This window comes from Shinella sp. GW821-FHT10F02, assembly GCF_058809275.1.
In genome coordinates, this window is record NZ_JBXASL010000003.1 from 200,148 (window position 1) to 221,233 (window position 21,086).

Consider the following 21,086-nt stretch of genomic DNA (forward strand, 5'->3'; position numbering starts at 1 on the left):
ACTCTCTGATTCCAGAGAGAGAATCGAAGCGTGACTTGATTCGGCCCGAGGAAAATTTTCTCACGGTCGCGTCCGGTTAACGAAAGTAAACGCTTCATTAACCTTAATGACGCTCTAGTGATCCCATCTCGTTCGCCGAGTCGGATCGCAGACGCAAATCAGGTCCGCACAAGCGACGAGGGGCAGTGTTGGGACTTAAGTTGGGGGTTCTATGAGCGTGAAGCATGTCGCGATGCTGATGGGTGGTTTTTCGTCGGAACGGCCGGTGAGCCTTTCGTCGGGCAACGCCTGCGCCGACGCGCTTGAGGCCGAGGGCTACCAGGTGACCCGTGTCGATGTCGGCCACGACATTGCAAGCGTGCTGGGCGAACTGAAGCCGGACGTCGCCTTCAATGCGCTGCACGGTCCCTTCGGCGAGGACGGCACCATCCAGGGCATCCTCGAATTTCTCGAAATCCCCTATACCCATTCCGGCGTGCTCGCCTCTGCACTTGCCATGGACAAGGCGCAGGCGAAGATCATCGCCAAGGCGGCCGGCGTTCCGATCGCCGAACAGCGGCTGATGAACCGCTTCGATTTCACCTCCGCCCACCCGATGAAGCCGCCCTATGTGGTGAAGCCGGTGCGCGAGGGCTCGTCCTTCGGCGTCGTCATGGTCAAGGAAGACCAGTCGCACCCGCCGCAGATCATCACGTCCTCGGAGTGGCGCTATGGCGACAGCGTCATGGTCGAGCGCTACATCTATGGCCGCGAGCTCACCTGCGGCGTCATGGGCGGTGTGGCGCTGGGCGTCACGGAAGTGGTGCCGCAGGGCCACGCCTTCTATGACTATGATTCCAAATATGTGAAAGGCGGCTCGAAACACGTCATCCCGGCGCAAATTTCACCGAATATTTACCAAAAAGTACAAACACTCTCCCTTAAGGCGCATCAAGCGATCGGGTGCCGTGGCGTCAGCCGTTCCGACTTCCGCTACGACGATCGATTCTCCGAGAATGGCGAGCTTGTATGGCTGGAGATCAACACCCAGCCAGGCATGACCCCTACCTCCCTGGTGCCCGAAATGGCCGTTCATGCCGGCCATTCCTTTGGTGAATTCTTGCGGTGGATGGTGGAGGACGCGTCGTGTTTGCGTTGAGCGTCAAGAAGAGCAGGGTGCGCCCCGTCGGACTTCCGGATACGGAAGCCGGTCGCGTGCTGCCGCGCCCGCTGCGCCGGATCGTGCGTTTCCTGGTCAGCCTCGCGGCCGGCCGCATCTATATCCCCAGCCACACCGGCAGCGTCGCGACCGCGCTCTTCCTCGGCGCCACGGGCCTCTACGGCATGTCGCTCGGCGGTCACTCGCAGGATGTCGCCCAGGCTTCGACGACGGCGATCGGCTTTGCGATCGAGGACGTCAAGGTTTCGGGCAACAGCGAGACCTCGGAAATCGACATCCTGGAGCGCCTCGGCCTCGACGGCACGACCTCGCTGGTCGCGCTCGACGTCAACGAAGCGCGCAAGCAGCTCATCGAATTGCCCTGGGTCGAGGATGCCTCGGTCCGCAAGGTCTATCCGGGCACCATCGAGATCGCGCTCAAGGAACGGGACGCCTTCGCCATCTGGCAGCACGGCACCGACCTGTCGCTGATCGAGAAGAACGGCAGCGTGATCGCGCCGCTGCGCGACAACAAGTTTTCCACGCTGCCGCTGTTCGTCGGCCGCGATGCCGAGACGGCGGCCGCCGATTTCGCCGCCGAGTTCGACAGCTGGCCGGAAATCAAGGCGCGGGTGAAGGCCTATGTGCGGGTTGCCGGTCGCCGCTGGGACCTGCGCCTCGACAACGGCATCGTCGTGAAACTGCCGGAACACAATGTGCCGCGCGCCATGGACGTGCTGGCGACGCTGGAAGCGGAGCAGGGGCTGTTGGAGCGGGATATCGCGGCGGTCGACCTGCGGTTGGAAGACCGCACGACGGTCCGTCTGACGGAAGGGGCGCTGGAACGTCGCAATGCGGCGGTCGAGCAGAGGGCAAAGGACCTGAAGAAGGCAGCGAAGCGCACATGAGCATTTTCGGTTCGTCCCATTTTGGCCTGCCGCGCCTGAAGCCGCTTTCCTCCAAGCGGGCGCATGTCGTTTCGGTCCTCGACATCGGCTCCACCAAGGTCGTCTGCATGATCGGCCGGCTGACGCCGCGCGCCGAGAGCGAGATCCTGCCCGGCCGCACGCACAATGTCGAAGTCATCGGCATCGGCCACCAGAAATCCCGCGGCGTGAAGAACGGCGTCATCACCGATCTCGACGCCGCTGAAAGCGTCGTGCGGCTCGCCGTCGATGCGGCCGAGCGCATGGCCGGCCTCACCATCGAGAGCCTGATCGTCAACGTCTCCGCCGGCCGCCTGCAGAGCGACGTCTACACCGCGACGATCGATCTCGGCGGCCAGGAGGTCGACGCGAACGACCTGCGCAAGGTGCTCGCCGTCGCCGGCCAGCAGTCGCTGCGCCAGGACCGCGCTATCCTCCACTCGCTGCCGACGGGCTTTTCGCTCGACGGCGAACGCGGCATCCGCGATCCGCTCTCCATGTTCGGCGACGTGCTCGGCGTCGACATGCATGTGCTGACCGCCGAACGTGCATCGCTGAAGAACCTCGAACTCTGCATCAATCGCGCGCACCTCTCCGTCGAGGGCATGGTTGCGACGCCCTATGCGAGCGGCCTTTCGGCGCTCGTCGACGACGAAGTCGAACTCGGCTGCGCCTGCATCGACATGGGCGGCGGCACGACGACGATCTCGGTGTTCGCCGAAGGCAAGCTGGTGCATTCAGACGCGGTCTCGCTCGGCGGCCACCACGTCACCACGGACCTCGCGCGCGGCCTTTCGACCCGCATCGAGGATGCCGAACGCCTCAAGGTCGTGCATGGCTCGGCGTTGCCGAACGCCAGCGACGACCGCGATATCGTCACCGTCCCGCCGATCGGCGATGACGACCGCGACCAGCCGACCCATGTGCCGCGCGCGCTGCTGTCCCGCATCGTGCGGGCCCGCATCGAAGAGACCATCGAGCTCATCCGCGACCGCATCCAGCGCTCCGGCTTCTCGCCGATCGTCGGAAAACGCATCGTGCTGACGGGTGGCGCCAGCCAGCTCACCGGGCTTCCGGAAGTGGCCCGCCGCATCCTCGCCCGCAACGTCCGCATCGGCCGCCCGCTCGGCGTGTCCGGCCTGCCGACGGCGGCGAAGGGACCGGCCTTTTCGACGGCGGTCGGGCTGATGATCTATCCGCAGGTGGCGGAACTGGAAGAACACGCTGTGCAGGGTGGCATGCTCTCGCAGCTCACGGGTGGCAACGGCCGCATCGCCCGCATGGGCCAGTGGCTGAAGGAAAGTTTCTGACGGGTTTCCCGGCGGCGTAGTGCCGGGAAAGACCGACATCTGAGTTTTGGGAATAGACCGGCTGGGCGAAGCGGCCGGAAACGAAAGGAACACTGCAATGACTATCAAGCTCCAGAAGCCGGACATCACCGAGCTGAAGCCCCGCATCACCGTCTTCGGCGTCGGGGGCGGCGGCGGCAACGCCGTCAACAACATGATCACCGCGGGCCTGGAAGGCGTCGATTTCGTCGTTGCCAACACCGACGCCCAGGCGCTCACCATGACCAAGGCGACGCGGATCATCCAGATGGGTGTCGCCGTGACCGAAGGTCTCGGCGCCGGCTCGCAGCCGGAAGTCGGCCGCGCTGCCGCCGAAGAGTGCATCGATGAGATCATCGACCACCTGAACGGCACCCACATGTGCTTCGTCACCGCCGGCATGGGCGGCGGCACGGGTACGGGTGCAGCACCGGTCGTCGCCCAGGCCGCCCGCAACAAGGGCATCCTGACCGTCGGCGTCGTCACCAAGCCGTTCCACTTCGAAGGCGGCCGCCGCATGCGTCTTGCCGAAGAGGGCATCCAGGAACTGCAGAAGTCGGTCGACACCCTGATCGTCATCCCGAACCAGAACCTGTTCCGCATCGCCAACGACAAGACCACCTTCGCCGACGCCTTCGCGATGGCCGACCAGGTGCTTTATTCGGGCGTCGCCTGCATCACCGACCTGATGGTCAAGGAAGGCCTGATCAACCTTGACTTCGCCGACGTCCGTTCGGTGATGCGCGAGATGGGCCGCGCCATGATGGGCACGGGCGAAGCTTCGGGCGAAGGCCGCGCCATGGCCGCCGCCGAAGCCGCAATCGCCAACCCGCTGCTCGACGAAACCTCGATGAAGGGCGCGCAGGGCCTGCTGATCTCGATCACCGGCGGCCGTGACCTTACCCTCTTCGAAGTCGACGAAGCCGCAACCCGTATCCGCGAGGAAGTCGATCCGGACGCAAACATCATACTCGGCGCTACCTTCGATGAAGAGCTCGAAGGCCTGATCCGCGTTTCCGTTGTTGCAACCGGTATCGACCGCGCGGCCTCGGAGGTGGCTGCACGTAATGCTGACTTTCGCAACCTCAGCAAGCCGGTAGTCCGCCCGTCCGCCGCCGTTCCGGTCCAGGCCGTCGCACCGGCTCCCCAACCGGTCGCCCAGCAGCCCGTCATGCAGCAGCCGGTCGTCCAGCAGCCGATGGTCGATCCGATCGCCGAAGCCATCCGCGCCTCGGAAGAGAGCCTCGAACGCGAGCTTGCCATTCCGGTGAGCCGCCCGGCGCAGATGCAGCAGCCGGTTGCTTCCATCCAGGAAGAGCCGCGCCTGCAGAACCGCCTGTTCTCCGCCCCGGCCGAAACGCCGGTACAGCGCCCTGTCCAGCAGCAGCCGGTGCAGCAGGCTCCGGTCATGCAGCAGCGCGTCGAGCCTGCTGCTCCGATCATCCGCCAGGAGCCGCAGACCATGCGCATGCCGAAGATCGAGGATTTTCCGCCGGTCGTGCAGGCAGAGATGGACCACCGTTCGGCCCAGCAGCCGGTCGCCTCGCACCACGAAGAGCGTGGTCCGATGGGCCTTCTGAAGCGCCTGACCTCGTCGCTCGGCCGTCATGAGGAAACGCAGGCCGCCCAGGAGCCCGCGGCACCCGCCCAGCAGCAGCGCCGCCCGCTCTCGCCGGAAGCCAGCCTCTACGCCCCGCGTCGCGGTCAGCTCGACGACCACGGCCGCGCCAACCCGCAGCCGCGTGCGCTCGGCGAGGACGACCAGCTGGAGATCCCGGCGTTCCTCCGTCGCCAGTCGAACTGAGGTCGCCCGCAGGGTCGTGTTACAGAATGCCCGGATCCAGGTCCGGGCATTTTCTATTGTGCTTTATCTTCAAGGGCTTGAGTGCTGAAGCAAGCGTAACAAAGCGAAAGAAACAGTGATTTGTCTGACACTGAGGGACCTACTACATTCAGCGTGGGCACAGGGGCCAGTCAGGAATCGGATCGTCGGCGCAAGCCGGGACGCACCAAATCACTCCAGACTTTCGGGCGAACTTTGTCGGTGGGCGCAACGCGCCCGGCCAAGGGTATCCTTGGGCCGTGAAATAAGATGTCGGCGAAGAATCAGCCGATAGTAAGACGAGGCGAATGCACATGACGATCGGTATGCTCGGTTTCCAGACGACGATTTCCCACCCGGTGACGATTGCCGGGACGGGCGTCCATTCCGGCGCAGCCGTATCGATCACCTTCAACCCGGCCGAAGCCGACTTCGGCATCGTCTTCCAGCGCCAGCATGACGACGGCACGGTCAGCGAATATCGTGCGGTCTCCTCGCAGGTCGGCAACACCGATCTCTGCACCGTTCTCGGCTTCTCGCCGACGACGTCGATCGCCACGGTCGAGCACGTCATGGCCGCGCTCTATGCGCTTGGCCTCGACAATGTGCTGATCGAGGTGCACGGCGCCGAAATGCCGATTATGGACGGCAGCTCCGCACCCTTTATCGATGCGATCGACCAGGTCGGCCTCATCCCGCTTTCGGTCAAGCGCCGCTACATCCGAATCATCAAGCCGGTCCGCGTCGAGGCAGGCGCCTCCTGGGCCGAGTTCTCGCCCTATGACGGCACGCGATTCGAAGTCGAGATCGATTTCGACTGCCCGCTGATCGGCCGGCAGGCCTGGAAGGGCGACCTGACGCCGCTGACCTTCCGCAACGAATTGTCGCGCGCCCGCACCTTCGGCTTCATGCGCGATGTGGAAAAGCTCTGGGCCTCCGGCCATGCGCTCGGCTCGTCGCTGGAAAATTCCGTCGTCATCTCCGACGACAACACGGTCATCAACGTCGAGGGCCTGCGCTACGCCAAGGACGAGTTTGTACGCCACAAGACGCTCGACGCCGTGGGCGACCTCGCACTTGCCGGCGCACAGTTCATCGGCTGCTACCGCTCCTATCGCGGCGGCCACAAGATGAACGCCTATGCGCTGAAGGCGCTGCTCAGCGACCGCACCGCCTATGAAGTGGTCGAAGCGGCTGTCCCGCGCTCGCGCGCCGGACAGCGCGAACTGATCGCCGTCAACGCCCCGGAATTCGCCCCCTGGTCTCTTTGAAGCCAGTGGCCGGTTCCGGTTGCCGCTTTCCCGACACCTCCGCCATAAAAATGCGTTAATGCGCCGGCATGGCGTTGCGGTCTTCAGGCATTTGGAGATAGAACGCGGGGCGCGCGTGTGTCGGGCTGACCGCATGGGGCGCCGTTGAACTGGGATTATCACATGGTTGTTGCAGGGTCTGTTGGTGTGAAGAAGACGGCGCGCATTGTCTATCTTACGCTTTTCGCGGCGGGATCCTCCGTCGCTCTTTCCGCATGCCAGTCGGATCCGGACATCGACATCACGAAGCTTTCGGCTGAGACCGAATCTTCCGATACGCTCTACAATCAGGGCCTTGCCAACCTTAACGCCGGCAAGGTGACGGAGGCGGGCCGCAAGTTCGAGGCCGTCGACCGCCAGCATCCGTTCTCCGAACAGGCGCGCAAGGCGCTCGTCATGTCGGCCTTCACGAATTATCGCCAGGGCCGCAACGAAGAGGCGATCGCCGCCGGCAAGCGTTACCTCAACCTCTATCCGGGTTCCTCGGATGCGGCCTACGCGCAATACATCGTTGGCCTCGCCTACTGGAAGCAGATCCCGAGCGTGACGCAGGACCAGCGCGCCTCCGCGCAGACGCTGGAAGCCATGCAGGCCGTCGTCGAGAACTACCCCGATTCGGAATATGTCGAGGACGCGCAGACCAAGATCCGTTTCGCCCGCGACCAGCTCGCCGGCAAGGAAATGCAGGTCGGCCGCTACTATCTTGAACGCAAGGAATTCATCGCGGCTGCCAGCCGCTTCCGCGTGGTCGTCGAAAAGTACCCGATGACCAACCAGATCGAGGAAGCGCTCGCCCGTCTCGTCGAGACCTATTATGCAATGGGCGTCGAGACCGAGGCGCAGACCGCCGCCGCGGTGCTCGGCCATAACTATCCCGATAGCCAGTGGTATGCCGACAGCTACAAGCTGCTTCAGTCCAAGGGTCTGGAGCCGCGTGAAAACAGTGGGTCCTGGATTTCGCGTGCAGGCAAGAATCTGCTCGGCGTCTGACGCAAAAGAGATATGACAGGGCCATGCTGGCGCAGCTATCGATCCGCGATATCGTCCTGATCGAACGGCTCGACCTTGCGTTCGAGCCCGGTCTCTCCGTGCTGACGGGCGAGACGGGCGCGGGTAAATCCATCCTCCTCGACAGCCTTTCGCTGGCGCTCGGCGGGCGCGGCGATGGTTCGCTGGTGCGCCACGGCACGGAGCGCGGCCAGGTGACGGCCGTGTTCGACGTGCCGAACGCCCATGCCGCCCGGGCGCTTTTGCGCGACAACGGCATCGACGACGATGGCGACCTGATCTTCCGCCGCCAGCAATCCGCCGATGGCCGCACCAAGGCCTATGTCAACGACCAGCCGGTCTCTGTGCAGCTCATGCGCCAGGCCGGCCAGCTTCTCGTCGAAATCCACGGCCAGCACGACGATCGCGCGCTCGTCGATACGGACGCGCACCGCCTGCTGCTCGACGCCTTCGGCGGTCTTGGCGAGGCGGCGACCGAGGTCGGCACGCTCTATCACCGCTGGAAGGAGGCCGAGCGCACGCTGCGGCGTCACCGCGACAAGGTCGAGGCGGCGGCCCGCGAGGCCGATTACCTGCGCTCCTCCGTCGACGAGCTGGAAGCGCTCTCGCCGCAGGACGGCGAGGAGGATGCGCTGGCGGAAGTGCGCGCCCGCATGATGAAGGCCGAGCGCATTGCCGGCGACATCAACGAGGCGAGCGAATTCCTGAACGGCCATGCCTCGCCCGTGCCGCTGATCGCCGCCCTTGTGCGCCGGCTGGAGCGCAAGAGCCACGAGGCGCCGGGCCTGCTGGAAGAAACCGTCGAGCTGCTCGACCAGGCGCTGGGCCAGCTTTCCGACGCGCAGATGGCCGTCGAGGCGGCGCTGCGCAAGACGGAATACGATCCCAAGGAACTGGAGCGCACGGAAGAACGCCTCTTTGCGCTGCGCGCCGCCGCCCGCAAATATTCCGTTCCCGTCACCGGCCTGCCGGCGCTTGCGGCGAAGATGATCGCCGATCTGGCCGATCTCGACGCCGGCGAGGAGAAGCTGGTGCAGCTCCAGGCGCGGCTCACCGAGATGCGCGCCGCCTTCGAGCTCGCCGCCCGTTCGCTTTCTGAAAAGCGGCATCACACGGCCGAGGCGCTTGCCGCCGCCGTGATGGCGGAACTGCCGGCGCTGAAGCTGGAGCGCGCGCGCTTCACCGTCCAGATCGCCACCGATCCGGAGGGCGGCGCGGAGGAGGGGATCGACACGGTCGAGTTCCACGTCCAGACCAACCCCGGCACGCGTCCCGGCCCGATCATGAAGGTCGCGTCGGGCGGCGAACTGTCGCGTTTCCTGCTGGCGCTGAAGGTGGCGCTTGCCGACCGAGGCTCGGCGCCCACGCTCGTCTTCGACGAAATCGACACCGGTGTCGGCGGCGCCGTCGCAGACGCGATCGGCCAGCGCCTGAAGCGTCTCTCCGCGACGGTGCAGGTGCTCTCCGTCACCCACGCCCCCCAGGTCGCCGCCCGCGCCGCGACGCATCTGCTCATCTCCAAAGGCCCTGTCGAGGGCAGCGAGACCGTCGCCACCCGCGTCGCCCGCATGGACGACAGCGCCCGCACGGAAGAAATCGCCCGCATGCTCGCCGGCGCCTCGGTGACCGACGAGGCGAGGGCAGCAGCGGCCCGGCTATTGTCGGGTGGGGTGTAGCAGGCACCCCCCCTCTGCCCTGCCGGGCATCTCCCCCTCAAGGACGGAGATCGGCAAGAGGCGGGGACATTGCTCACACTGCATCGTCAAAGAAGGACGAAACGGCGCCCCATCCAATCTCCCCCCTTGAGGGGGAGATGCCCGGCAGGGCAGAGGGGGGTAGGCCAAGAGCGGACAGTAGAGCCGTATCTCACGGCGCTCCCACCTTTTCTTTCATCCCATTTCCTCTAAAACCGGTGGCAGAATCCGGAGCATGCCATGGCGAACGCGAAAACCCCCGTCGAGAATCTCACCGAAGAAGAGGCTGCGGCCGAGCTGGCCTTTCTGGCGGCGGAGATCGCGCGCAATGACGAGCTCTATCACGGGCAGGATGCGCCCGAGATTTCGGACGCCGACTATGATGCGCTGAAGCGGCGCAACGAGGAGATCGAGGCGCGGTTTCCCGCACTGGTGCGCGCTGACAGCCCGTCGCGCCGGGTGGGCTCCGCGCCGCTGCCGACCTTCGCGCCGATCACCCATTCCCGCCAGATGCTGTCGCTCGACAACACGTTTTCCGACGAGGACGTGCGCGATTTCGTCAATTCGGTCTACCGCTTCCTTGGCCGCCTGCCGGACGAATCGATCGCCTTTACCGCCGAGCCGAAGATCGACGGGCTTTCCATGTCGATCCGCTACGAGAACGGTCGGCTGGTCAGTGCGGCGACGCGCGGCGACGGCACGACGGGCGAAAACGTCACGGCCAACGTGCTGACGATCGGCGAAATCCCCAACCGCCTGCCGGCCGGCGCGCCTGACGTCGTGGAGGTGCGCGGCGAAGTCTATATGGCCAAGAGCGACTTCCTGGCGCTGAACGAGAAGATGGCGGCGGACGGCAAGCAGACCTACGTCAACCCACGCAACACGGCAGCGGGCTCGCTGCGCCAGCTCGATGCCACGGTGACGGCGAGCCGCAAGCTGCGCTTCTTCGCCTATGCCTGGGGCGAGATGTCCGCGATGCCGGCCGACACGCAATACGGCATGATCGAGGTGCTGAAATCCTGGGGTTTTCCCGTCAATCCGATGACCAAGCGGCTTTCCCGCGTCGACGATATCATCGCGCATTACCGAGAGATCGGCCTTGCCCGCCCGGATCTCGACTACGACATCGACGGCGTCGTCTACAAGGTGGACGAACTGGCGCTGCAGGAGCGCCTCGGCTTCCGCTCGCGCTCGCCGCGCTGGGCGACCGCACATAAGTTTCCGGCCGAGCAGGCCTTCACGACCGTGGAGAAGATCGACATCCAGGTGGGCCGGACCGGCGCGCTGACGCCCGTCGCGCGGCTCACGCCCGTCACGGTCGGCGGCGTGGTCGTCACCAATGCGACGCTGCACAATGCCGATTATATCGAGGGCATCGGCAATAACGGCGAGCGCATCCGCGCCGAGGAGCACGATATCCGTATCGGCGATACCGTCATCGTGCAGCGTGCTGGCGACGTGATCCCGCAGGTGCTGGACGTGGTGATGGAAAAGCGGCCGGCGGATGCGGTTGCCTATGAATTCCCGAAGACCTGCCCGGTCTGCGGCAGCCATGCCGTGCGCGAGCGCAACGAGAAGACCGGCCGGCTCGATTCGGTCACGCGCTGCACCGGCGGGTTCGTCTGCCGCGCGCAGGCGGTGGAGCATCTCAAACATTTCGTTTCACGCAACGCCTTCGACATCGAGGGGCTGGGTTCGAAACAGATCGACTTCTTCTTCGAAGCGGAAGACCCGTCGCTGACGATCCGCACGGCGCCTGATATTTTCACGCTGGAAAAGCGGCAGGCGGATTCGCTGACGAAGCTCGAAAACATCGACGGCTTCGGCAAGGTGAGCGTGCGCAAACTCTACGACGCCATCGATGCGCGCCGGTCGATTTCCCTCAACCGCTTCATCTATGCGCTCGGCATCCGCCATGTCGGCGAGACGAATGCCAAGCTTCTCGCGCGCGCCTACGGCACCTATGCGGCCTTCGCGGAGGCGATGACGGCGTCCGTCTCGCTCTCGGGCGAGGCCTGGAGCGAGCTCAACAGCATCGACGGCATCGGCGAGGTCGTCGCGCGGGCGATGGTGGAGTTCTACAAGGAGCCGCGCAATCTCGACGTGATCGGCCGGCTGTTGCAGGAGGTGACGCCGGAGGCTGCCGAAGCGGTGGTGGTGACGTCGAGCCCGGTTGCCGGCAAGACGGTGGTGTTCACCGGCTCGCTGGAGAAGATGACGCGCGACGAGGCGAAGGCCATGGCCGAGCGGCTGGGCGCCAAGGTGGCGGGCTCGGTCTCCAAGAAGACCGATCTCGTGGTGGCCGGACCGGGCGCTGGCTCCAAGCTCGACAAGGCGAAGGAATTCAATGTCGAGGTGATCGACGAGGATGGCTGGTTCGAGCGGATCAAATCCTAATTCTGGGGGACAGTGACGGTCGAGCCGCGCACGAGGAAGCGGCCGTCGAACGTCATTGGCACGCCCTGGCCGGCATTGTAGTCGAGCGTGCCGCCGAGATAGGCGTGCATGTGCAGGTGCGGCTCGGTTGAATTGCCGGAATTGCCGACGCGGCCGAGCGTTTCGCCTTCGCTGACGATGGAACCGGCCGCGACCGCAATCGAGCCCTTGCGGAAATGCGCGAGCAGGATGCGCGCCGTGCCGCAGGCGAGGATGACGTGGTTGCCGGCCGGCTGCTCGGTGTTGGTTTCGAAGATGCGGTTGTCGTCGACGCCGTCATGGATCGAGATGGCGACGCCGGTGCACGGGCTTTTCACCTCCCGGTCGAAGATCTCGTAGTCGGACAGCTCTTTCGGCATCAGCCCGTCGGCGCGGGCGCCAAAGCTGTTGAGCGCGACGATGTCGAGCGCGAAGCGCTGGCTCTGGTCGGCATGGTGATTGTTGATCGCCGTCGCGCTGCCGCCCTGGCCGATATAGTAGTGGCCGGCGGCGAAGGGGAAGGCGAGCTCCACGGCGCTATCCTGATAGCCGTAGCCCGACAGCGCGCGGGCGGTGAGCGCCAGGAAAAACACCGCCATCGCCGCGGTAAAGCCGTGCGCGCGCATCGTCGAGGGCGAGCGGTTCCAGGCGCGGCCGCGCAGGCGCTGGTAGGAGAGGACGGCGCAGGCGACGTAGGCGACCGGCAGCAGGATCGCCAGCGTGGTGCTCAGAAAATCCCACCGGCCGATGACGGCGATGAAGGCGAAATAGGATGCGCCGTAGAGCACGCGCATGATCCAGCCCAGCCTGTCGGGCGGGCGCGGCAGCCATAGCCATAAAAGAAAGAAGGCTGGCAGGAGGACCTGCGTCGTCAGCAGGATGAGAAGGGGCATTTCCATGGTTCGAGCCTTGCGGGATCTGCCATGCCCTTTTCTCGTCGGCGGACACGGACGGTTGCCTCCTGCTCAATCCATCGGGGCGAAATTGGTTCCACCTTGCCGGCCGCCGTCCACAGCTTGTCGTTGATTTACGGATCGGTATATCCCGCCGGACGGATATCGAGCGTGCGGCCGGCCGGATCGGCCTGGAACAGGATGGCGCCGGTCGCCTTCGATTCCGCCGCGACATAGTCGAAGACGACGTGATTTTCCTCGATCACCCTGTCGCCCTCCGTCAGCCGGCCGATGACGGTGACGGCCGCGGCGGTGGTGGTCGCGGTGTTGTAGATGTCGAAGGTGACGCGGTGGCCAGTCGCGGCCTTTTCCGTCGTCACCACGGTGATGGAGAGGTCCGGCGGCGTCGCCTCGCGGGTAAAGGCCTCCCAGCCGAGCCAGCCGAGCATGCCGGCGATCAGCACGGCGGAGACGAGGCCGGTCACCCATTCGATCCAGTGCGGATCGTGGCGTTCGCGGTGGCGGCCCTTTTCAGTCTTCGTCATGGTCGCCTCACAGGATGAGCCGCGCGGCGGCGGCGCCGAGCGAAGCGGGGAAGCCGAGCACGATGACGGAAAGCATGATCTCGACGGCGGAACTGTCGCCGAGGCGCTCGAAGATCCACAGCGTGAAGACACTGATCGACAGCGCGATGACGTAGCCCGGTAAGGTGAAGCGCACGAAGGCGTGCCACCAGGGGGTTTCCGGCGAGAGTTCGTGCCCGCCGGTAAAGGACACCGCATAGACGAAGCCGTGCATGAGCGCGATGGAGAGGACGGTGACGACGATGGCGTGCCAGATCGTCATCTTGTAGGCGAGCACCATCATCTCGTCGGTGGGGGCGATGTTGAGCGACAGGAAGAGCGCGCCTGCTCCCATCATCAGGAGTTCGGCGGGGTAGCGCGTTTCCTTCGCGTCGTCGCTGTCCTTGTCGTCGTCATGACCGAGCTGGCTGCGGCCGAGCATGGCACCGATGCTGGCCGGCACCGATTGCAGCGCAACCTTGCCGACGAGTTCGCTTGCCGGCATGCCGCCTTTCAGCAGGCCGAGTGCCGACAGCACCACGAGGCTGGTGAGAATGCCGATACCGTAGGCGATGATCGCGTCGCGGACCGCCTCGCGCCAGGTGAAGGTCTCCTCGAAGCCGATGCGATGGGCAAGCAGCACGAGCAGGGGAATGTTGATGATCAGAAGCAGCAGCAGGCGTTCGCGCGCCATATAGAAGCCGAGATACCACATTTCCATGGTCATCAGCATGGGCAGCGCCAGGAACAGCGCGCCGGCGACGCCCCGGCCGAGGCCGGTCACGAAGCGGCTGAATTCACTTCTCTCGTCCCGGGCGGATGCCGCTTCGCCTGCCATTCAAAATCCCCTCGCAAAAGCGCGAGGGTAACGCGGCGCGGTCATGATAGTTCCGCGCCGCCGAAGGCCGTCAGGAGTAATCCGGCTTCTTCGCCTTCGGCTTGCGCGGGGCGCCGTCCGGCTTGGCGAATTTCTCGTCGCGCTTGCCCTTGAAGGGCTTTGCGCCGGCGAAGGGTTTTGCCGGCTTCTTGCTGTCGCCGTCGCGGTCCTTCCAGTGCGGCTTGGCAGCGGCACCCGCCGGCTTGTCGCCGTCGCGCTTCTCGAAACGCGGCTTCTTGTCGAATTCGCCCTTGGGCTTCCAGTCGGGGCGGCGCTCCGGCTTGTCGTAGCGCGGGTTCTTCTCGCCCGGCATGCGCTCATAGGGCTGCGGGGTGAGGTCCGGCTGGCCGTCGAGCCTCGTCACGCGAATGCCGCGCTCCAGCATGCTGGTCGGGCCGAGATGGCCGAGGAAACCATCGGCGGCGGCGGCGGAGAGTTCCACGAAGGTCTCCTCCGGCTGCATCTTGATCGCGCCGATCTCGTTCTTGGTGATGTTGCCGTTGCGGCAAAGCATCGGGATCAGCCAGCGCGGCTCGGCGCGCTGCTTGCGGCCGACCGAAACGGAAATCCAGACGCTGGAGCCGAAACCGTCGCGCGGGCGCTTGGTTTCGGCCGGGATGAAGTCGTTGCCGCGCTCGCGCGGCTTGCGCTGTTCGAGCGAGACCTCGATCAGGTCTTCCGGCGCCGAACGGCCGGCCTTGAAGAAGCGGGCGACGGCGGCGGCGAGCTGCTTGGCATCGTAACGCGCGACGAGGGCGTCGATGGTCTCGACCTCGTCTTCACCGATCTTGTCGGTCAGCGTCGGGTCGGCGAGCAGGCGCTCGTCATCACGGCGCAGGATGTCCTCGGCCGACGGCGGGGTTGCCCAGTTCGCCTTGAGGTTGGCGATCTGGAGCAGGCGTTCGGCCTTGCGGCGCGCGCTCAGCGGCACGATGAGGGCGCTGACGCCCTTGCGGCCGGCGCGGCCGGTGCGGCCCGAGCGGTGCAGCAGCGTGTCCGGATTGGTCGGCAGGTCCGCATGGATGACCAGTTCGAGGTTCGGCAGGTCGATGCCACGGGCCGCGACGTCGGTCGCGATGCAGACGCGAGCGCGGCCGTCGCGCATCGCCTGGAGCGCGTGGGTGCGTTCGTTCTGGCTGAGTTCGCCCGACAGCGCCACGACCGAGAAGCCGCGATTGTTGAAGCGGGCGGTGAGGTGGTTCACCGCAGCGCGCGTCGAACAGAAGACGATGGCGTTCTGCGCGTCGTAGAAGCGCAGCACGTTGATGATGGCGTTCTCGCGGTCGGAGGGCGCCACGAGCAGCGCGCGGTAATCGATGTCGACATGCTGCTCGCGCTCGGCGGCGGTCGAGATGCGCATCGCATTGCGCTGGTAGTTTTTCGCAAGGGCGGCGATTTCCTTCGGCACCGTGGCCGAGAACATCAGCGTGCGGCGGTCTTCGGGTGCTGCTTCGAGGATGAATTCGAGATCTTCGCGGAAACCGAGGTCGAGCATCTCGTCGGCCTCGTCGAGCACGACGGCGCGGATGGCGCTCAAGTCGAGGTTGCCGCGGGTGATGTGGTCGCGCAGGCGGCCGGGCGTGCCGACGATGATGTGCGCGCCGCGCTCGAGCACGCGGCGTTCGGTGCGCATGTCCATGCCGCCGACGCAGGAGGCCATCACGGCGCCGGTCATCTCATAGAGCCAGTCCAGTTCGCGGTTGACCTGCATGGCGAGTTCGCGGGTCGGCGCGATGACGAGGGCGAGCGGGCTTGCGGCGCGCTCGAAGCGTTCCGCGCCGCCGAGCAGCGTGGGCGCGAGCGCCAGGCCGAAGGCCACGGTCTTGCCGGAGCCGGTCTGCGCGGAGACCAGCGCGTCGGCGTCACTGAGCTTGGGGTCGGAGACGGCGATCTGGACGGGCGTCAACGTGGTGTAGCCGCGTTTTTCCAACGCCTTTGCCATCGCCGGAGCGAGGCCTTCAAAACTTGTCATCTAGGGTCTTTCGGAATTCGGGTTCCGCGACGGACTGGCGTCGCACTCTCAGCCCATCCGTGACGGGCATGTGGTGCGCTCTCTACCGGCGATTGGCCGAAATGTACAGTGCGCAAAACGCAACGCTGCCCAGCGGGCCGGCCGATCGCCGGCAAAGGTGTTTGCCGATTGTCTTTTTGCGCTGCACAAGATAGAAAACGGCGCCCCCTCAATATGGTCCGGAAGAGACCGCGCGGGGCATCGCCTGCGGGAGAGGGCGAGAGCAAGGAGGAGCCGCCGATGCAGACGTTCACCACCATCGCGGATTTGCGCGCGGCCCTTGCGCCGCATCGGCTCGACGGCCGCACCATCGGCCTCGTGCCCACCATGGGCTATCTTCATGTCGGCCATATGGAGCTTGCCCGCCGGGCGCGCGCCGAAAACGATATCGTCGTCGCCACCATTTTCGTCAATCCTCTGCAGTTCGGCGCCAACGAGGATTTGGCGCGTTATCCGCGCGATCTCGCCCGCGACCAGGCGATGCTGGAAGCCGAAGGCGTGCACTATCTCTTCGCGCCCGGCGTGGCGGAGATGTATCCGCGGCCGATGGAGACGGTGGTCGACGTGCCGAAGCTCGGAGCCGAGCTGGAAGGCTCCGTGCGCCCCGGCCATTTCGCGGGCGTCGCGACGGTCGTGACGAAACTCTTCAACATTGCCGGCCCTGACCGCGCCTATTTCGGCGAGAAGGATTTCCAGCAGCTCACCATCATCCGCCGCATGGCCGAGGACCTCGCCCAGCCCGTCGAGGTGGTCGGCGTGCCGACGGTGCGCGAGGCCGACGGGCTCGCCTGTTCGTCGCGCAATGTCTATCTTTCCCCGGAAGAACGCGCCGCCGCCGCCATCGTGCCGCGCGCGCTCGACGAGGCCGAACGGCTGATCGCCGCCGGCGAAACGGATGCGGCGAAGGTGGAGGAGGGTGTCACCGCCTTCCTGCGCGCCGAACCCTTGGCCAGGCCTGAAGTGGTTGCGCTACGCGACCCGGAAACGCTGGCCGATATAGACGGAATCGGTGAAAAGCCGGTTCTTTTGTTGCTTTTCGTGCGCTTCGGGAGCACGAAACTTCTCGACAACCGGGTCATCGACCCGAAAAACGTGAAAATTGCAAAGGTAGCGTGACATGAGCGTACACACTGCGAAACGCCGTCTGGCGCCCGCCGACATCCGCGCCCTCAAGGGTGACCGGCCCATCGTCAGCCTCACCGCCTATACGACGCCGGTCGCCAAGCTCATGGATCCGCATGTCGATTTCATGCTGGTCGGCGACAGCCTCGGCATGGTGCTATACGGCTTGGATTCGACTGTCGGCGTGACGATCGAGATGATGATCGCCCACGGCCAGGCCGTCATGCGCGGCTCGTCCAATGCCTGCGTCGTCGTCGACCTGCCGTTCGGCTCCTACCAGCAGTCGAAGGAGCAGGCCTTCGCCACCGCCGCCCGCGTGCTGAAGGAGACCGGCTGTTCGGCGATCAAGCTGGAAGGCGGCGCGGAAATGGCCGAGACGGTGGATTTCCTCACGCAGCGCGGCATTCCGGTGCTCGGCCATGTCGGGCTGATGCCACAGCTCATCAACACGACCGGCGGCTATCGCTCGCTCGGCCGCAATGACAAGGAAGTCGAGAAGATCCGCCGGGATGCCGCGGCCATCGACGATGCCGGCGCCTTCGCCATCGTCATCGAGGGCACCGTGGAGCCGCTGGCGCGCGAAATCACCGGCAAGGTCAAGGCGCCGACCATCGGCATCGGCGCGTCGCCGGAATGTGACGGTCAGGTGCTGGTGGTCGATGACGTGCTCGGCATCTTCACCGATTTCAAGCCGCGCTTCGTCAAGCATTTCGCCAACCTGGCCCCGGTCATGAGCGAGGCCTTCGCGACCTATGCTGAAGAGGTGAAGGCGCGCAGCTTCCCCGGTCCCGAGCACACGTTCCAGCTCAAGAAGAGCTGACCTCAGCGCCGCTTGGTAAAATCTCTCCTCCGTCATCCTCGGGCTTGACCCGAGGATCCATACCCCGCGGCACCCTGAATTCGTGGCGTGGATCCTCGGGTCAAGCCCGAGGATGACGGAGGAGAGTGAGGCGGCATCCATCAGCGCCGGGCTAAAAACGGCGTTGAATGATCAACGGCGCTGAACGGTCCATCAGCCATATTGGTTTGCGGGTGGGCCGTTGCTGCTCTATGGCTTCGCCATTGCAACATAGAGCAGACCCATGACCCCCGCCACGAAAGAAGAAATCCGCGACGCCTTCCGGCGTGGCAGTGCCGTCGCGATTGCTGCCGCGCCGTTCGCCGTGCTGTTCGGCGCCGTCGCCGTCGATAACGGCGTGACGATCGCGGAAGCGGCGCTGATGAGCGCCACGCTTTATGCCGGGGCGAGCCAGCTCGTCGGCGTGGAGCTCTTCAACCATCATGTGGCGCCGTGGCTGGTGGTGCTGTCGATCTTCGCCGTCAACTTCCGCCATGTGCTCTATTCGGCCGCGATCGCCGCGCATATACGGCATCTCACCTTCTGGCAGAAGGCGACCTCGCTGTTCCTGCTGACCGATCCGCAATTCGCCGAAACCGAGCGGCGGGCGGATTCCGGCATCCGCGTCAGCTATATCTGGTCGATGGTGCTCGGCCTCAGCGTCTATGTGCCCTGGCTGTGCCTCACCATTATCGGCGGCTTCCTCGGCAACCTGATTGGTGACCCCAAGGCGATCGGCATCGACGTGCTGCTGCCCATCTATTTCATGGGCCTCGTGCTCGGCTTCCGCAGCCGGGCGAACTGGCTGCCGGTGGTGCTCGCCTCGGGCGCGGGCTCGATCCTGGCGCTGCATTTTGTCGGCTCGCCCTGGCATGTCAGCCTCGGGGCGCTGGCCGGTATCCTCGTTGCGGCCGTGCTGCCGCTCGACGGCAAGGAGGCCGCGCCCCTCGGCGAGACCGTGGAAGGGGAGGCGTGAGCATGGAAACGTTCTTTCACACGCAGACGCTGCTGATCATCGCCGCCGGCGCCATCGCGACCTATCTCACGCGCATCGGCGGTTATGTCTTCATCACGCGCATGAAGCGTATCCCGCCGCGCGTCGAGGCAGCGCTGAATGCCGTTCCGGCGGCCGTGCTCACCACGCTGGTGGCGCCGGCTGCCGTAACGGGTGGACTCGACGTGAGCCTCACCCTGCTCGTCGCGCTGGTGGTGGGCCTGCGCCTCTCCGTACTGCCGATGCTGGCGATCGGCTGGATCGTCGTGATGACTCTGCGTCACGTCATCGGCTGATCACCGCCGTCGCCTGTTCAAGCCAGCGTTTCGTCGCGTCATCCGACAACAGCGGCAGGAGCTTTTCGCGCGTCTCGATGTGATAGGCGTTGAGCCAGGCGAGTTCCTCGTCCGTCAGCAGGGAGGCCACGACGAGGCGGCGGTCGATCGGGCAGAAGGTCAGCGTCTCGAAGCTGAGCATTTCGAGATCGCCGCCCTCGACGGGGGCTGCCGGCAGAACGTGGATCAGGTTCTCGATGCGGATGCCGAAGGCGCCGGGGCGGTAGTAGCCGGGCTCGTTCGACAGGATCATGCCGGCAAGAAGCTCCTGCGTCGAAAGCCGCGCGATGCGCTGCGGGCCTTCGTGCACCGAGAGGTAGGAGCCGACGCCGTGGCCGGTGCCATGGGCGAAATCGGCGCCCGCCTTCCACAGTGCGATGCGGGCGAGGGGATCGAGGTCGCAGCCGCGCGAGCCCTTCGGGAAACGTGCCGTGCTGATCGCGATCATGCCCTTCAGCACCAGCGTGAAGAAGCGCTTCTGTTCCTGCGGCACCGCGCCGATCGCCACCGTGCGGGTGATGTCCGTGGTGCCGTTGATATATTGCGCGCCGGAATCGATGAGGAACAGGGTGCCTGGCTCGAGGGTCGAGTCCGTTTCGGTCGTCACGCGATAGTGCATGATGGCGGCATGTGCGCCGGCACCGGCGATCGTGTCGAAGGACACGTCCTTCAGCGGGTTCTGCTGGCGCTCGCCGACATTGCGGCGCACCTCTTCCAGCTTCTTGGTCACGGCGATTTCGGTCTGCGAGCCTGGCGTCGTGCTGTCCAGCCATGCCAGGAACTCGACCATGGCCGCACCGTCCTGCAGATGCGCGCGCGCCGAGCCCTGAAGCTCGACGGCATTCTTGCAGGCGCGGGGCAGGCGGGCGGGATCGACCGCCTCGACCAGCGTGCCGCCCTTGGCGCGCACGATCTCGGCGAGCGCGAAGGGCGCCTGGTCGGGATCGATGAGGATGCGTTTTCCCTCTGCCGCCAGTGCCGCGATGCGCTCGTCGAACTGCGAGGGCGCCACGAGGTCGGCGAGCTGGGTGAGATAGGCTTCCTGCTCGATGCCGGTCTTGCGCTTGTCGAGGAAGAGCTGCGGGCGGCCCTCTGCCAGGATGATGGCGCGGGCGAGCGGATGCGGCGTGTGCGGCACGTCGCTGCCGCGGATGTTGAAGATCCAGGCGATGGAGGAGGGGTCGGTGACGGCCAGTGCGTCGGCGCCCGCCTTGGCGGTGGCTTCCGCCATCTTCACGAGTTTATCGCGGGCGAGTTCGCCGGCCTGGTCGATGGCCTGGATGGTGACGCGGCCGAGCGGTTCGGCCGGGCGGCCGGTCCAGGCCTTGTCGAGCGGATTGTGCGGCAGGAAGACGAGCGCGCCGCCGAGGCCGGCGAGCGCCTTTTCCAGCCGGCGCACGTCCGCGCCGGTGTGCAGCCACGGGTCGATCCCGAGACGAAAACCCTTCGGCGCATGGTTTTGCAGCCAGAGATGCGGCGGCTCGCCGACGAGGTCGCCGCCGGTGAAGACGCTGCCGTCCACCTGTTCGGCAAGCTGGGTGACGTAGCGTCCGTCGACGAAGACGATCGCCTGGCCGCGCATGACAAGGGCGACGCCGGCCGAGCCGGTAAAGCCCGTCAGCCAAGACAGACGCTCGGCCGAGGCCGGCACGTATTCGCCCTGGTATTCGTCGGCGCGCGGCACGAGGAAACCGTCGATGCCGAGCGCGTCGAAGGAGGCGCGCAGCGCATCCGCGCGTTCGCGGCCATACTGGGGCGTGGAGGTGACGTCGAAACTCTGGAACATGGGGGACTTCCGGTAAGGCGATGAAT

17 protein-coding genes are annotated in these 21,086 nt (G+C 65.5%); 12 read left to right on the forward strand and 5 right to left on the reverse strand.

The features are described from left to right. The first annotated feature begins 211 nt into the window (after positions 1–211). From AC1RWL_RS10765 to ligA, 8 genes are all read left to right on the forward strand, one after another. On the forward strand, positions 212–1,138 hold the full coding sequence (locus tag AC1RWL_RS10765) for a D-alanine--D-alanine ligase (protein WP_435267961.1): 927 nt from the start codon (positions 212–214) through the stop codon (positions 1,136–1,138). Continuing rightward, the gene (locus tag AC1RWL_RS10770; RefSeq protein WP_439616330.1) at positions 1,126–2,046 is read left to right on the forward strand and encodes a cell division protein FtsQ/DivIB; all 921 of its coding nucleotides are present in this window, start codon (positions 1,126–1,128) and stop codon (positions 2,044–2,046) included. Before AC1RWL_RS10765 ends, AC1RWL_RS10770 begins: the two co-directional genes overlap by 13 nt. Further along, positions 2,043–3,374: a cell division protein FtsA gene (ftsA, locus tag AC1RWL_RS10775; RefSeq protein ID WP_256117143.1), complete on the forward strand. Its 1,332-nt coding sequence runs from the start codon at positions 2,043–2,045 to the stop codon at positions 3,372–3,374. The genes AC1RWL_RS10770 and ftsA overlap by 4 nt, the downstream gene beginning before the upstream one ends. Before the next feature lie 97 nt (positions 3,375–3,471). Continuing rightward, positions 3,472–5,196, forward strand: a complete 1,725-nt coding sequence (gene ftsZ / locus AC1RWL_RS10780; protein ID WP_435267963.1) for a cell division protein FtsZ — start codon at positions 3,472–3,474, stop codon at positions 5,194–5,196. Between the two features lie 332 nt (positions 5,197–5,528). After that, a complete protein-coding gene (lpxC, locus tag AC1RWL_RS10785) occupies positions 5,529–6,485 on the forward strand; it encodes a UDP-3-O-acyl-N-acetylglucosamine deacetylase (RefSeq protein ID WP_256117141.1) in 957 nt (318 codons plus the stop codon). Between the two features lie 162 nt (positions 6,486–6,647). Further along, the gene (locus AC1RWL_RS10790; RefSeq protein WP_256117140.1) at positions 6,648–7,514 is read left to right on the forward strand and encodes an outer membrane protein assembly factor BamD; all 867 of its coding nucleotides are present in this window, start codon (positions 6,648–6,650) and stop codon (positions 7,512–7,514) included. A 23-nt stretch (positions 7,515–7,537) separates the two neighbouring features. Further along, positions 7,538–9,208 (forward strand): DNA repair protein RecN, encoded by a 1,671-nt coding sequence (gene recN / locus AC1RWL_RS10795; RefSeq protein ID WP_493094787.1) that lies wholly within the window; start codon positions 7,538–7,540, stop codon positions 9,206–9,208. A gap of 258 nt (positions 9,209–9,466) precedes the next feature. Beyond that, positions 9,467–11,623, forward strand: a complete 2,157-nt coding sequence (gene ligA / locus AC1RWL_RS10800) for an NAD-dependent DNA ligase LigA (protein ID WP_493094786.1) — start codon at positions 9,467–9,469, stop codon at positions 11,621–11,623. Here ligA and AC1RWL_RS10805 read toward each other — a convergent pair. The 4 genes from AC1RWL_RS10805 to AC1RWL_RS10820 all read right to left on the reverse strand — a co-directional run bounded on the left by AC1RWL_RS10805 (position 11,620) and on the right by AC1RWL_RS10820 (position 15,946). Beyond that, positions 11,620–12,540, reverse strand: coding sequence for a M23 family metallopeptidase (locus AC1RWL_RS10805; protein WP_493094785.1), 921 nt, complete (start codon positions 12,538–12,540; stop codon positions 11,620–11,622). The genes ligA and AC1RWL_RS10805 overlap by 4 nt on opposite strands. A gap of 128 nt (positions 12,541–12,668) precedes the next feature. Beyond that, positions 12,669–13,079 (reverse strand): TIGR02588 family protein, encoded by a 411-nt coding sequence (locus AC1RWL_RS10810; RefSeq protein WP_493094784.1) that lies wholly within the window; start codon positions 13,077–13,079, stop codon positions 12,669–12,671. A gap of 7 nt (positions 13,080–13,086) precedes the next feature. Next, positions 13,087–13,935 (reverse strand): TIGR02587 family membrane protein, encoded by an 849-nt coding sequence (locus tag AC1RWL_RS10815; protein WP_493094783.1) that lies wholly within the window; start codon positions 13,933–13,935, stop codon positions 13,087–13,089. 70 nt (positions 13,936–14,005) lie between these two features. Further along, on the reverse strand, positions 14,006–15,946 hold the full coding sequence (locus AC1RWL_RS10820; protein ID WP_493094782.1) for a DEAD/DEAH box helicase: 1,941 nt from the start codon (positions 15,944–15,946) through the stop codon (positions 14,006–14,008). A gap of 279 nt (positions 15,947–16,225) precedes the next feature. On the opposite strand from AC1RWL_RS10820, the gene panC reads away from it, so the two are divergent. The 4 genes from panC (at position 16,226) to AC1RWL_RS10840 (ending at position 19,235) form a co-directional block, all read left to right on the forward strand. After that, positions 16,226–17,101 (forward strand): pantoate--beta-alanine ligase, encoded by an 876-nt coding sequence (gene panC / locus AC1RWL_RS10825; protein ID WP_493094781.1) that lies wholly within the window; start codon positions 16,226–16,228, stop codon positions 17,099–17,101. Between the two features lies 1 nt (position 17,102). Then, positions 17,103–17,927: a 3-methyl-2-oxobutanoate hydroxymethyltransferase gene (gene panB / locus AC1RWL_RS10830; protein WP_493094780.1), complete on the forward strand. Its 825-nt coding sequence runs from the start codon at positions 17,103–17,105 to the stop codon at positions 17,925–17,927. A gap of 262 nt (positions 17,928–18,189) precedes the next feature. Continuing rightward, positions 18,190–18,921 (forward strand): AzlC family ABC transporter permease, encoded by a 732-nt coding sequence (locus AC1RWL_RS10835; protein ID WP_493094779.1) that lies wholly within the window; start codon positions 18,190–18,192, stop codon positions 18,919–18,921. Positions 18,922–18,923: 2 nt separating this feature from the next. Then, on the forward strand, positions 18,924–19,235 hold the full coding sequence (locus AC1RWL_RS10840) for an AzlD family protein (RefSeq protein ID WP_256117121.1): 312 nt from the start codon (positions 18,924–18,926) through the stop codon (positions 19,233–19,235). Here AC1RWL_RS10840 and AC1RWL_RS10845 read toward each other — a convergent pair. Further along, on the reverse strand, positions 19,225–21,060 hold the full coding sequence (locus tag AC1RWL_RS10845) for an aminopeptidase P family protein (RefSeq protein ID WP_493094778.1): 1,836 nt from the start codon (positions 21,058–21,060) through the stop codon (positions 19,225–19,227). The genes AC1RWL_RS10840 and AC1RWL_RS10845 overlap by 11 nt on opposite strands. Between the last annotated feature and the right edge of the window lie 26 nt (positions 21,061–21,086).

Bases quoted from the DNA above. Each gene is read 5' to 3' on its own strand.
- AC1RWL_RS10790 (WP_256117140.1), top strand. From the start codon at position 6,648: ATGGTTGTTGCAGGGTCTGTTGGTGTGAAGAAGACGGCGCGCATTGTC.
- ftsZ (WP_435267963.1), top strand. From the start codon at position 3,472: ATGACTATCAAGCTCCAGAAGCCGGACATCACCGAGCTGAAGCCCCGC.
- AC1RWL_RS10765 (WP_435267961.1), top strand. From the start codon at position 212: ATGAGCGTGAAGCATGTCGCGATGCTGATGGGTGGTTTTTCGTCGGAA.
- AC1RWL_RS10835 (WP_493094779.1), top strand. From the start codon at position 18,190: ATGACCCCCGCCACGAAAGAAGAAATCCGCGACGCCTTCCGGCGTGGC.
- lpxC (WP_256117141.1), top strand. From the start codon at position 5,529: ATGACGATCGGTATGCTCGGTTTCCAGACGACGATTTCCCACCCGGTG.
- AC1RWL_RS10845 (WP_493094778.1), bottom strand. From the start codon at position 21,060: ATGTTCCAGAGTTTCGACGTCACCTCCACGCCCCAGTATGGCCGCGAA.
- panC (WP_493094781.1), top strand. From the start codon at position 16,226: ATGCAGACGTTCACCACCATCGCGGATTTGCGCGCGGCCCTTGCGCCG.
- ligA (WP_493094786.1), top strand. From the start codon at position 9,467: ATGGCGAACGCGAAAACCCCCGTCGAGAATCTCACCGAAGAAGAGGCT.
- recN (WP_493094787.1), top strand. From the start codon at position 7,538: ATGCTGGCGCAGCTATCGATCCGCGATATCGTCCTGATCGAACGGCTC.
- AC1RWL_RS10815 (WP_493094783.1), bottom strand. From the start codon at position 13,935: ATGGCAGGCGAAGCGGCATCCGCCCGGGACGAGAGAAGTGAATTCAGC.
- AC1RWL_RS10805 (WP_493094785.1), bottom strand. From the start codon at position 12,540: ATGGAAATGCCCCTTCTCATCCTGCTGACGACGCAGGTCCTCCTGCCA.
- AC1RWL_RS10820 (WP_493094782.1), bottom strand. From the start codon at position 15,946: ATGACAAGTTTTGAAGGCCTCGCTCCGGCGATGGCAAAGGCGTTGGAA.
- ftsA (WP_256117143.1), top strand. From the start codon at position 2,043: ATGAGCATTTTCGGTTCGTCCCATTTTGGCCTGCCGCGCCTGAAGCCG.
- AC1RWL_RS10840 (WP_256117121.1), top strand. From the start codon at position 18,924: ATGGAAACGTTCTTTCACACGCAGACGCTGCTGATCATCGCCGCCGGC.
- panB (WP_493094780.1), top strand. From the start codon at position 17,103: ATGAGCGTACACACTGCGAAACGCCGTCTGGCGCCCGCCGACATCCGC.
- AC1RWL_RS10810 (WP_493094784.1), bottom strand. From the start codon at position 13,079: ATGACGAAGACTGAAAAGGGCCGCCACCGCGAACGCCACGATCCGCAC.